Origin of the sequence: Kamptonema sp. UHCC 0994, from assembly GCF_029167235.1 — a bacterium.
Taxonomy (GTDB): Bacteria; Cyanobacteriota; Cyanobacteriia; order Cyanobacteriales; family Microcoleaceae; genus Kamptonema.
In genome coordinates this window covers 15,204-27,895 of the sequence record NZ_JARFTR010000210.1, presented here as the reverse complement: position 1 = coordinate 27,895, position 12,692 = coordinate 15,204, and the positions used below count along the sequence as shown (strand labels likewise).

General features: G+C 41.7%; 10 protein-coding genes. 5 read left to right on the top strand and 5 right to left on the bottom strand.

The window, feature by feature from the left end:
• Positions 1–92 precede the first annotated feature (92 nt).
• From PY364_RS19255 to PY364_RS19245, 3 genes are all read left to right on the top strand, one after another.
• Positions 93–575, top strand: coding sequence for a hypothetical protein (locus tag PY364_RS19255; protein WP_275524915.1), 483 nt, complete (start codon positions 93–95; stop codon positions 573–575).
• A 234-nt stretch (positions 576–809) separates the two neighbouring features.
• Positions 810–1,181 (top strand): hypothetical protein, encoded by a 372-nt coding sequence (locus tag PY364_RS19250; protein ID WP_275524913.1) that lies wholly within the window; start codon positions 810–812, stop codon positions 1,179–1,181.
• A gap of 130 nt (positions 1,182–1,311) precedes the next feature.
• The gene (locus PY364_RS19245; RefSeq protein WP_275524912.1) at positions 1,312–2,901 is read left to right on the top strand and encodes an Hsp70 family protein; all 1,590 of its coding nucleotides are present in this window, start codon (positions 1,312–1,314) and stop codon (positions 2,899–2,901) included.
• 249 nt (positions 2,902–3,150) lie between these two features.
• Here the strand turns inward: PY364_RS19245 and PY364_RS19240 are convergent, their stop codons facing one another.
• Positions 3,151–3,672 (bottom strand): L,D-transpeptidase, encoded by a 522-nt coding sequence (locus PY364_RS19240; protein ID WP_275524911.1) that lies wholly within the window; start codon positions 3,670–3,672, stop codon positions 3,151–3,153.
• A 128-nt stretch (positions 3,673–3,800) separates the two neighbouring features.
• On the bottom strand, positions 3,801–4,433 hold the full coding sequence (locus PY364_RS19235; RefSeq protein WP_275524910.1) for a bifunctional 4-hydroxy-2-oxoglutarate aldolase/2-dehydro-3-deoxy-phosphogluconate aldolase: 633 nt from the start codon (positions 4,431–4,433) through the stop codon (positions 3,801–3,803).
• 27 nt (positions 4,434–4,460) lie between these two features.
• Between PY364_RS19235 and PY364_RS19230 the strand changes: the two genes are divergently transcribed.
• Together PY364_RS19230 and PY364_RS19225 are read left to right on the top strand one after the other, a co-directional pair.
• Positions 4,461–4,796 (top strand): hypothetical protein, encoded by a 336-nt coding sequence (locus PY364_RS19230; protein ID WP_275524909.1) that lies wholly within the window; start codon positions 4,461–4,463, stop codon positions 4,794–4,796.
• The gene (locus tag PY364_RS19225; RefSeq protein ID WP_275524908.1) at positions 4,789–5,052 is read left to right on the top strand and encodes a type II toxin-antitoxin system RelE/ParE family toxin; all 264 of its coding nucleotides are present in this window, start codon (positions 4,789–4,791) and stop codon (positions 5,050–5,052) included. The genes PY364_RS19230 and PY364_RS19225 overlap by 8 nt, the downstream gene beginning before the upstream one ends.
• 28 nt (positions 5,053–5,080) lie before the next feature.
• Here the strand turns inward: PY364_RS19225 and polA are convergent, their stop codons facing one another.
• From polA to PY364_RS19210, 3 genes are read right to left on the bottom strand one after another with little or no spacing between them, the layout of a single operon-like run.
• Entirely contained in the window at positions 5,081–8,002 is a 2,922-nt protein-coding gene (polA, locus tag PY364_RS19220; protein ID WP_275524906.1) for a DNA polymerase I, read from the bottom strand.
• A 47-nt stretch (positions 8,003–8,049) separates the two neighbouring features.
• A complete protein-coding gene (locus tag PY364_RS19215) occupies positions 8,050–9,723 on the bottom strand; it encodes an EAL domain-containing protein (RefSeq protein ID WP_275524904.1) in 1,674 nt (557 codons plus the stop codon).
• Positions 9,710–12,361 (bottom strand): PAS domain S-box protein, encoded by a 2,652-nt coding sequence (locus PY364_RS19210; RefSeq protein ID WP_275524902.1) that lies wholly within the window; start codon positions 12,359–12,361, stop codon positions 9,710–9,712. Before PY364_RS19210 ends, PY364_RS19215 begins: the two co-directional genes overlap by 14 nt.
• Positions 12,362–12,692: the final 331 nt, after the last annotated feature.

The window sequence follows — 12,692 nt, the reverse complement described above, 5'->3', positions numbered from 1 at the left end:
AGCCTTGTTAATACGATTATAACCATAATTACCAAAATATTACAACCCGCCTGACGAGACTGAATAATAACAGTCGAAACTTTCTCATGCTTATGGAAAAGTCGCGGGAACCTAAGTGGCGCTTTAAGATAGAAATTAGCTTAATTGCTATAATTATCAACAGAATGCGCCAGGAGTTAGCTTGGCAGTGCCCGGAGATTGCTTTGGTGCAATCGGCAAAGCTGCAAGACGATTTACCACCACTGTTATGGGGTTGGTTGGCTGAATTAAGAAAGTCGAAGAAGTACGATCGTATCGCAGCGGTAAGAGAGGATTCTGGGCAGAAAAAGAAGGGTAAACAGTCAGGTAGCGCATTGTGTCGGAAAGCTCTGTGGCAGTGGTTGTTTACCCGGATTGAGACTACAAAAAATAATCCGCCGCTGGTGTTTCAATATGGAGAGGAACGGATGTCACCGTCTGAAAACTTGCGACGACGGAAGAAGGGGGGGACTCCTGTTAAGTTGGCCCGTCAGCGAGTGATTGCGCGTTGTGTCCGGGAACTGTTTAAAGAGCTGTGTGCCATCGTGCAAAACTAAATGTGCGATCGCCTCCCACAAATAATGACCCGCAGGATTGGTGTGACTGCGGGTCATTAATTTAATGGTAAATTCTCTACAGTGAAACTTAACTTAAAGGTAGAGAATTGAAAGCGCTATAGCTCATTATTTACAATTTTAGTGTGATTGTCGTCACTTGCATAATTTTTCTCACATACTAAAGTCAGTCTGTAAACCCTAAAGTAGCAGGAGATAATTAAATGTAAAACACCAATGACTGAAAATCATGCTACCTCATTCTTTTCTGTAGTGAATTCTACTAATTCCCTCTGCCTTCTACTTATAGGGGCAGTAGATTATGGAGTAGGCAATACCATGAAGACATTAACTGTAGAGGCATTTATCCTTTTATTATTTTTCCTATGGTCTGTTTTTTGGATGTTTCAGTTCTTGAAGAAAATTATTAATCTCATACTCCATCCTCAACCCTTTGTTATTGTAAGAGGTAGAGGCATTGGTGGAGATTCTGGGGTTGGAGATTGCGGTGATTCGGGTTGGAGTGATTCAGGTTGGGGTGATTCAGGTTGGGGTGATGGTGATTGTAGTGACGGGGGTGGTGATGATGGGGGTGGTGGTTGTGATTGATAATAACTAAATTTTTTGAACAGCAACCTTGATATATCATTACAGCGAAATAATTGCTCTAGTTCGGTTTGCTTTTGGGTGGCTACAGACCTTAGTATGATTTAGTCACGACTTGCTGCGTAATGACTGAATGGCGATCGCAATTGACTTTGGCACTAGCAACACCGTAATCGCTCGCTGGAATCAAGCCTCCCAGCAGCCAGAAACCTTGAAATTGCCGGGATTATCGCTGATATCCGCGCAAAATCCACCCCTAATTCCCAGTTTGCTATACGTTGAGGACGCGGCTCAGGGTAAAGTGGTACTGGGTCAACAAGTGCGCGATCGCGGCCTTGACCTAAACGCCGACCCCCGATTTTTCCGTAACTTCAAACGCGGGATTGGTACTCCTATCCAGGGTTTTTTGCCAGAATTAGACGGTCAAATAGTCACTTTTGAACAAGTTGGTCAATGGTTTCTTAACCGCATTATCGGCTCAATTCGCGAATTGCCATTACCTGTAGATTCCTTAACTTTTACTGTCCCAGTAGATAGTTTTGAAGCTTACCGCAACTGGCTAGGTAAAGTAAGTCAATCTTTAGAAGTAGAACAAGTGCGGATGTTAGATGAACCCACCGCCGCCGCTTTGGGTTACGGTTTGGCCGATCGGGAAATTCTGCTAGTAATAGATTTCGGCGGCGGAACTCTCGACCTTTCTTTAGTTAGATTAGATAATTCTGAAGGCAAAAAACCTCTAGGTTTTATTCTGAAATGGGGCGAAAAACTCCTCGCTGAATCTTCAGGACAAAAAGCAAAAACTGCCCGTGTATTAGCTAAATCTGGGCAAAACTTAGGCGGTTCTGATATTGACAACTGGCTGGTAGATTATTTTTCCCAGTCCCAAGGATTAGCGAAATCTCCTTTAACAACTCGTTTAGCAGAACGATTAAAAATTCAGTTGTCTTTGCAAAATAAGGCTACTGAAGTTTATTTTGATGACGAAACTTTTGATAGTTACGAACTAGAATTAGATCGCGATCGCTTCGAGGATATCCTTGCCGAACATCAGTTTTTTGATAACCTCGACGAGTGCATGAATCAAGTATTACAGCAAGCTCGTCGTCAAGGCATAGAAACTGCTGACATTAATGCAGTTTTATTAGTTGGCGGGACAGTGCAAATTCCAGCAGTTCAAACTTGGGTACAGAAATATTTTGACTCAGCAAAAATTCGGTGTGAGAAACCCTTTGAAGCGATCGCACAAGGTGCTTTGCAACTAAGTCAAGGCGTAGAAGTCAAAGACTTTCTTTATCACAGTTACGGCATTCGTTACTGGAACCGCCGCGATAATTGTCATAGTTGGCATCCTTTAATTAAATCCGGTCAGGCTTATCCGATGAGCGAACCAGTAGAATTAGTATTAGGCGCATCTATCGAAAGTCAGCCCAGTATTGAATTAATTGTAGGGGAATTGGGGGCGGAAACTGGCGGGACTGAGGTTTATTTTGATGGCGATCGTTTGGTGACTCATCAGTTATCTGGGAGGACATCTGTGCAAGCACTTAACGATCGGGATGGCGCACGCAGTATTGCTCAGCTAACTCCCCCTGGTTATCCGGGAAGCGATCGCATTAAAGTCCTATTTCGAGTTGACAATCAGCGATTTTTACGAATGACAGTAGAAGATTTATTGACAACTCAAACTCTATTAGAGGATAAACCTGTTGTACAGCTAAGTTAGGCTAATTGTTAATTGCTAATTGCTAATTGCTAATTGCTAATTGCTAATTGTTGATAGTTGATAGTTGATAGTTGATAGTTAAGTAGTCGGACATAAATAAACGTAGCTATGTCATTGCGAGCCCAGCGAAGCAATTCGCAAGGCTTTGAGATTGCTTCGCTGGACTCGCAATGACATTCTTTATTTTTGTCCAGCTACTTAACAGTTAACAGTTAACAGTTAACAGTTAACAATTAGCTATTCTTTCTGTCAAATTTCAGACTTATGCACTACCACAGGCGTACCTACCTCAGCCCAATCAAACAGCCACTTAGCATGATTAACTGCTACATTTGTGCAGCCGTGAGTGACAGGATTGCCAAATAAATTATGCCAGCCAGCTCCGTGAATTGCATTGCCACCGTCGTAATACATGGTATAAGGAACATTGGGCAAATCATAGTCTTCCCCAGTCATTCGGGTACTGAGGTACTTAGTTTGAATAGCAAAAGTCCCAACGCGGGTAGGAGTCGATGCCTTGCCTGTGGAAACAATGACTGCATAAACCGCTTTATTGCCTTCCCAAGCTACCAACCGCTGCCTCGATAAATCAATTTCAATCCATCGCTGATTGGATTGTTGCAACTGCATAATTCTATAAGCAATTTTGTTGTGCTCATTGTTTGCCGTTGCGGGAGTTGACGCGCTACACAAAGTGGAAATGCTTAAAGCACTACAAGCACACAAAGTTACAGCACGACGCAACCAAATTGAGCTAATAATGTTTTTCATTGTTCACACCTCTGAGGTTTTAGGAGCTAGATAAGTTCAGGGTTTCCCATTTACATAATATAACTAAAGATTTCATATAAATCACAGGCAACTTATCTATTATAGCATTCTTGCCTAACCTTCACCGTTCAGGTTAAGTTTTTTACAAGATTATGAGCCAACTGTGCGATCGCGTCCCAATCTCCACTTTCCACTAGCTGTTTAGGAAACAAATCCCCTGCCAAACCCACCGCGATCGCGCCTGCTTCGATAAAGATTTTGGCATTTTCCAGAGTAACACCCCCAGTAGGAATTAGAGGAATCTCACCCAGTGGGCCTTGTAAACTTTTAATATAGCTAGCACCTCCTGTTGCTGAGATGGGAAACACCTTAACGCAGCTAGCGCCAGCTTGCCATGCAGCAACAATTTCCGTAGGGGAAAAAGCACCAGGAATTATCGGTACACCTGCGTTAACTGCTGCTTTTATCATAGCTAAATCGGTGTGAGGAGTAAAGAGAAATTGAGCGCCACACTCAATAGCTTGGTATAGCTGATCTAAGTTTAAGAGAGTACCAGTACCAATTGTAAAATCCGGCAATTCCGAGCGCAATTGGGAAATTAACTCAGGTGCGCGATCGCTGTTCCAGGTAATTTCAATTAAATGAATTCCTCCCTTTGCTATAGCTTTAGCCATCAGCGCTCCGAGCTCCATTTTTGAGGAACGGATGACCGCGATCGCGCGGTGCTTTTGCAGTAGTTTTAACCAAAATCGATCGTTCATGCTAATTTATTATAATATACATATTCAATGTTTGCAAACACCGAGATGAAAAACTATACCATGCGTGGAGTTCAATTTTTAACGGACAACCAAGGCAAGAAAACCGCTGCAATTGTTGACCTCAAAGAACACAGTCAATTTTGGGTAGATGTTTTAGCAGAATTGGGAGAATCAACTGATTTTCAGTTTTTAATTAATGACAAAGGTGAAAATATTGCCGTACTTCTAGAATTTGATAAACACGGCGAACTCTGGGAAGATGTCTATGACGGCATAATTGCTGACGAGCGTGAGAATGAACCTACTGTGCCTTGGGGAGAAGTTAAACTTAAACTGATGGAGAAGGGTAAGCTGAGTGTCTGACTACCTAATTGTTTTTGCACGAACGGCTGAAAAAGAACTAGATTCTCTCCCACTTGATATCAGCAGCCGAATTTCTCCCAAAATTCAGGCTTTAACCAGTGACCCGCGTCCGCCTGGTTGTGTCAAGTTAAAGGGTGAAGAAAACCGATGGCGAATTCGGGTTGGCGATTATCGGGTAATCTACAATATTGATGATGAAAATTTCACTATCAAAATTGTGGAAGTTGGTCATCGCCGGGAAATTTACGAAAGATGAATGAGTCCGAATGATTCTAGTATCAATTTTACTTCGTCTCCATCCAATTTTGCCCCGCATGAATATCAACTACTAGCGGCACAGTTAATTCTACAGCATTTTCCATTGTATTCTTAATTTTATGCTGCAATTCTTCCCACTCATCCGGCGGCACTTCTAACACTAATTCATCATGTACTTGTAACAGTAACCGCGCCTGATAATTCTGCAATATATCATGCAGTTTGACCATTGCAACTTTGATAATATCAGCACTAGAACCTTGAATTGGCGCATTAGCAGCGGCTCTTAAAAGTTGCGCGTCCTTCCACCCTATATTTTTGAGAGTCGCAAGGTTAATATCTTGAACATCAAAGTCTTTCATCAGTTTACGGATACTTTCGCTCTCGAATTTGAAATAGCGGCGGCGACCTAAAATTGTTGAGACATAACCTTGCGCGATCGCATCCTTCTTTACCCTATTCAAATACTCAAAAACCTTAGAATAGCGCTCCTCAAATCGCTCAATAAACTTCTTACCTTCCTCCTCACTCACTCCCACAGACCGCGCAAACTTCTCCGCCCCCATTCCGTAAATCACGCTAAAATTAATCGTCTTGCCCAACCTGCGCTCATCCGGTGTTACTGTTTCCTTTTCAAACAACAGCTTAGCAGTCACAGTATGCACATCCTCATTATTTTTGTAAGCCTCAACTAAGACAGGTTCTTGACTCAAATGAGCTAAAATCCTCAACTCAATTTGAGAGTAGTCAGCCGACACCATAAACCAGCCTTCTTTAGGCAAAAATGCTTTGCGAATTTGCCGCGAAAATTCCGTGCGTATAGGAATATTCTGCAAATTCGGATTAGAAGAAGACAGCCGCCCCGTCGCCGTAGCAGCCTGATTAAAATCTGTATGCACCCGCCCCGTATCGACACGCACCAACTGCGGCAGCGCATCCACATAAGTTGACTTCAACTTTGATAAAGTGCGGTGTTCCAATATAGCGTCAACTACAGGATGATCCCCTTGCATCCTTTCTAAAACAGCAGCGTCAGTGGAATAGCCACTTTGAATTTTTCGTGATTTTTCGATATCTAGTTGCAGCGTTTCAAACAACAGCTTGCTCAACTGCTTGGGCGAACTTAAACTAAATTCCTCACCAGCGGCTTTGTAGGCTGCCCGCTCAATTACTTCTAACTTCTTTTCTAGCTTTTGTGATAGTTCTTCGAGATAAGCTGTGTCAATGCGAATGCCCCTGTATTCCATCTGAGCCAAAACAGGCTCTAGAGGCTGTTCTACTTCTAATAACAACTTTGTGAGAGACTTTTCTGCATCAACTTCATCTAATTTTTCGCGGATTTTTGCTACGATCAGGAAAGTTGTATAAACATCCATTCCGCAGTATTTAGCAACATTCGGAATGGCTAAATCAGCAATTGTTTGACCTTTAGGCACTAAATCTTTATAACTTTGGGCAGTTAAGTTCCGATCTTCCAAGTATTTGTTACACAGAGCAGCAAGGTTGTGACTGCCTTCGGGATCTATAACATAACTAGCTAACATAGTGTCGAATACGACACCTGCTAATTTAATTCCCTGACAGCGCAGAATTAAACGATCGAATTTGGCATTCTGTAAAGCTTTGGGATAATTATCACTTTCTAAAATCGGGCGCAACGCTTCTAAAACTATTGCTTTGTCCAAGTTATCACCCGTTTTGTGTCCGAGAGGAATGTAAGCTAAATCTTGTTCGCCTGTTCCCCAACAGCAGCCCATTCCTACTAATTCCGCGTCTCGCGGTTCTAAGGCTGTAGTTTCAGTATCCCACGCAACAGGTGTGGCTGAATTGGTGAAAGTTTGCAACAGTTGCACTAATTCAGTTAACTGTTCGAGAGTCTGAATAATGCGAGGTTTAATTCGCGGAACCTTTAGAGTATCAGCAAAACTCCAAAACCAGATTTCATCATCTTCATTGTTTGATAAAGAGCGTCGGCTAGAAACCTCTTCCCCAATTTGTTCTACACCACCAAACCGCTTCTGAAGCTGCTTGACTTTATTTAAAAACGTCTTAAACTCTAATTTTTCCAAAATAGGTATTAAAGCCGCCTCGTCAAAACCAGTTAGCTTACATTCTTCTAGCTCTATTTCTAAGGGTACATCGCACACAATTGTAGCAAGATTTTGAGAATGGTATGCCTCTGCTTTCCCGTCTTCCAGCTTTTTCTTAACTGCTCCTTTAATCTCATCTATAGAAGCATAAATATTGTCGAGAGAGTTGTAAGTTGTCAGCAATTGTACAGCGGTTTTTGCGCCAATCCCTTTAACTCCGGGAATGTTATCAGACGCATCGCCGCAAAGAGCTTTATAATCAACTACTTGATCGGGTCTAATTCCCAGTTTTTCTATTACTTGTTCTGGGCCATATTCTTGACCCCTTCCATTACCACCACGCCCGAAGGAGTCTCTACCGAGACGCAAAACACTAATATTTGCTGCTGTATTAACTAGCTGAAATAAATCTTGGTCGCCTGTAAGAATTTTCACGCGAAAACCTGCGTTACTAGCTCTTTGAGCTAAGGTTCCCAAGACATCATCGGCTTCATAACCAGGGGCGGTTACTATTGATAAATGGAAATAACTTAATAGTTCTTGAAGATTTTTGAGGTCAATAATAAAATCTTCGGGAGTTTCAGTTCTGTCTGCTTTGTAGGTATCGTCAGCTTCATGGCGAAAGGTAGGTAAACCGAGGTCAAATGCGATCGCCATATACTGGGGTTCCTCAGCCGCCATTACCTCTAGCAGCGACTTGAGGAAGCCAAAACACGCACTTGTGGGAATACCCGTAGAAGTTCGCAATCCCCCATCCCTACTTTTAGCAAAGGCGTAGTAGGAGCGAAAAGCCAGAGAGTGACCGTCAACTAGGACGAAAGTAGGAATTTGATTTGCCAACACAGAAACAGATACCAATAGCGCGAGACAATAGTTCTATTCTAGCGACTTATCAGCGAAAGAATTTAGTTATCTTGTAGGATCGGCAAACATTGCCCTTTTCTTAGCAATTCTTCAAATTCTTTATTGGTCACGGCTTTACTAAAAAAATAGCCTTGAATTTCATCACATTCGTACTGATAAAGAAAATCCAGTTCTGACTGAGTTTCCACGCCCTCAGCAATCACTTTCATATTTAAACTGTGCGCCATTTGAATAATCGCTTTTGTAATCGCGGCATTTTTGGGATCGTTTGTGATATTGAAGATAAAACTGCGATCGATCTTAATAATATCAAAAGGAAATCGTTTAGGATAGCTTAAAGAGGAATATCCCGTGCCAAAATCATCAACTGCTATTTTAATTTCAAGGGTACGCCATTCAGTCATAGCCTTAGTAGCAGCCGATTCATTTTGAATAACTAGACTTTCTGTAACTTCCAGCTCTAAATACTTAGGATCTAGTCCTGTTTCTTTTAATATCTGTCTTACTTTTTCAGCAAGATTTTTCTGGTTGAACTGACGACCGGACAAATTGACTGCTACCCGCAAGGGAAAAAAACCAGCTTCTTGCCAGATTTTAGTTTGCTTACAAGCAGTTTTAAGCACCCATTCACCCAAGGGAATAATCAAACCCATTTCTTCAGCAAGAGTGATAAATTCAGCAGGGTAAACTAAACCACGTTCTGGATGATTCCAGCGCACTAGGGCTTCTGAACCAATAATTTTACCTGTTCTGAGTTCGACTTTGGGCTGATAGTAAACCTCAAACTCTGAGCGTTTAAGAGCATTCCGAAGGCTGGTTTCCTCAACAATTTGATTGATAGATACCATTGATAATTTAGAAGTATAAAATTGACAACTATTCCCGCCCTGCTGCTGAGTATAATACATGGCTGCATAAGCATTTTTTAACAATTCGTCTCCCTCGGTTCCGTCACAAGGATAGAAAGCTATACCAATACTAGCAGTAACATAAACTTCATAACCATCGATAATTATGGGATCGGATATAATATCTAAAATAGTTTGAGCGACATTCACAGCATCTTGTTTTTGCTCAACTAGCGGCATAATAATAGCAAATTCAGCGGATTCTAAACGAGCAACCATATTAAAATTAGGATTGCTGTTAGTCAGCCTTTGGCTAATGATGCGGAGTACAGAATCACCGATAGGATGCCCTAATGTGCCATTAATTTTGTTAATCCGATCCACGCTTAAAGATACAATTGGAATAAGAGCCTGAAAAGCCTTTTGTTTTTCTAATATCTGATTGAGCCGCTCTCGCAATAAGGAGCGATTCGGCAAATTTGTCAAACAGTCATACTGATGCCGATGGAGAGCGATTTGAATAGCTGAATGCAAGTTTTTTTCTTCAAATGGTTTGACGACGTAGCCGAAGGGTTTTGTAGCATTAACGCGCTGCAAAGTGTTGTCATCGGCGTAAGCTGTTAAATAAACTACTGGTATTTGGAAGCGCGATCTAATTTCTTCGGCTGCTGTTATACCGTCCATTTTTCCTTGCAGATGAATATCCATCAGGACTAAATCAGGCTGCATATCGCCTGCTAATTGAATCGCTTCTTCTCCAGAAAATACTATAGCACTAATGCTATATCCCAGAGTTTTTAAACTATCTGCAATATCCTCGGCAATGATGCTTTCATCTTCAACTATGAGGATTTTAGCTCTTGACATTAGTTTCACTCCCATGCTGTAAGTTTTGCATTGTAAATGTAATTGCGATTGTAGTTCCTTTACTATTATTTAGTTCAATAGTGCCTCTTAGCTGATTTACTAAAGAACATACTAATCGCAGCCCTAATGAGCCTGAGTTTCTGAAATCTAAGTTGGCGGGAAATCCAACACCATTGTCCCTAACTCTCAGCATAAATTGCTGATTTTCGACTAAGCATTCTATATAAACTTCTCCTTTTGACTGATTAACAAAAGCGTACTTCAGAGAATTTGAAACCAATTCATTGATGATTAATCCACAATGAACTGCTGTGTCAATATTCAGATAAATTGAATCAACATTCATGCTCAAATTAACACCATTTTGATTGACTTCATAAGCCTGAAATAAATTAGTAGCTAGGTGGCGGATGTATTCAGCAAAGTCAATCCTCGACAAGTCTTTGGATTGATATAATTGCTCGTGAACTAGGGCCATCGACCTAACGCGATTCTGGCTTTCTTTTAACATTTCAATCGTGCGCCGATCCTGAATATATCGCGACTGAAGTCTGAGCAGACTAGAAATAACCTGAAGATTGTTTTTAACGCGATGGTGAATTTCTTTAAGCAGGACTTCCTTCTCTGCTAAAGAGGCTTTAATTTCCTCTTCGCCTCGCTTTCGCTCGGTAATGTCGCGCACTACTGCTTGCAGCATTTTTTTGCCGTCGATTTCCATCGCAGAAAGCAATACTTCTGCGGGAAATTCTGAACCGTCAATGCGTTGATGCAGCCAATCAAATCGATTACTACCTGTCTCCATTGCGATCGTAATGTGTTGTTTTACTAAACTTTCTGAATCTTGTCCTCCTGGCTGTAATGGGGTAGAAAATTCGCTCGGTTGCTTCCCACAAAAGTCCTCCTTAACCTGACAGCCAAATATTTTTAGGGTAGCTAGGTTGCAGTCAAAGAAACCTTGTTCGTCGAGCAGCATTACTGCATCGCTGGTGGCTTCGTATAGACTACGAAATTTGCGTTCTGACTCTTGGAGAGAGGCAATTAATTGCGTTTTTTGCGCTTCTGCACGTTTACGTAAGCGAAGCTCACCGTAGGCATCGCTAATATCTATAGCAGTGCCAGTAATCCCTAAAACGTTGCCGTTATCACCTTTATAAACAATACTACTGATTCTAAGGTAAACGGGAGTGCCGTCACGCCGTAAATGCACTGTTTCATAAGGAGAATACGGGCGAGTTTGCCCTTCAATGCTAGCCTCAGCTAATAGTTGTTCGAGTATTTCAATATACTGCTGTTGTTGCTCAGACGGCAGAAAATCTGTAAAAGGGCGACCGATAATTTCTGCTGGTTCGTAACCGTAAATCCGCTTAGCAGCCGAGTTAACAAAAGTAAATTTTCCTTCCAGATCTACTGACCAAATTAAGTCTTGACAGGTTTCAACGAGATTGCGGTACTTTTTTTCGCTTTCTTTTAAAGCTTCTTCTACTCGTTTACGCTCTAGGGCATTGACAAACATTTCACCAACTATTCGCAGTAAGGCAATGATATCTTCCGACCAAGTTTTTTCTACTTGCACAGAATCTAAGCCCAGGAATCCAACTAGAGAGCCACGATGAGCCATAGGCACGACAATCAGGGATTGGATAGACTGCGATCGCAAAATGGCTTTCGTAGTGCGTTGCGATCGCGGTAATTTAGCAACACTGGGAATATAAATAGTTTCAAGCTGGTGGATTTGCTCTTGCCACCAGTGTAAAGCTTCAACTGATATACCTTGGCGTTGACAAATTTGTGGCGCAATGCCAGGGGCGCACCATTCGTGAGTATTATTGAGATCGATACCCTTGTCATCAAGCAAAAAGACGTAACTGCGATCGACTCGACTAAAAGTTGCAATTGTTTCCAGTGCTCGCTTAATTCCGCTGTCAAATCCTTCTGGTCTTAAATTGATAAAATGGGTAGAAAGAGTTGCGATTAGTTGCTCAAATTCAACTCGATATCGTAGCGCTTTCTCTGCTTGCAGATGTTCCACAATCTCTACTACCAACTGATCGTTGGACTCCTTTAAAGCCGCTGTCCGCTCATCAACTCTAAACTCTAACTCAACCTTCGCTTTTTGCAGGGCGGTTTCTGATTTATGCCGCAGCGTAATATCAGTAGAAACACCGAGGAGTCCAACAACTTTACCATTTTTATCTCCGATCGGAGTTGCTTGACTTTCGTAGACTAAATCCCCAATTTCTGCAATCCAAGTGTGTTCGTTGCCTGCAAGTACAAAGGTAATACTTTCCAAAATGTTTGGATGGTTGCAGTATAAATTAAAAATTGACTGGCCGACGAGTTGACCAGGCTGAAGACCTGAATTTTCTAGCCCTTTGCCATCAAAAAAAGTGAATGTACCCTCGCAATCTAATGTCCAGAGGACGATTGGCGCTTTGGAAATGACTGTATGCAGGCGTGCTTGGCTTTCCTGGAGAGCATCATTGGTCTTTTTTAGCTGCTCCATCTTGTGCTGTAGTTGCTGGCGAGTGCTGTTTAATTCGGCAGTTAGTTGGTCTACCTCCGGCTGCAAGGTGGCAGCGATACCAGATATTTCTGTGGGAGCAAGGGTGCGACAAAAAGATTGGTTGGGGTGTAACATGGTTAATTTACGATGCACTTTTAGTATGAGTACAGCCTATATTTTAAAGATAAGCTTTGTAAGTAAAGTATTAAAGTTATCTGCGACACTTATCTTGACAAAAAAAACTGTCTCTCGGAGCAAAGGCCGATGATTGTCAAGACTTGATTTATGTAAATACACTTACGTATAAAAACGGAGACAGCTTTGGCAAGTTTCAGCTTTAATGCTATTCGCACTCGTATTTCCACAGATCCCACTTACCCAATCCTTTAACCATTGGACTTTTTGTTTTATTTTTTTAGGATAAATTATGATAATATTAAATGTATAAAAATTTGCGGTTATGGAA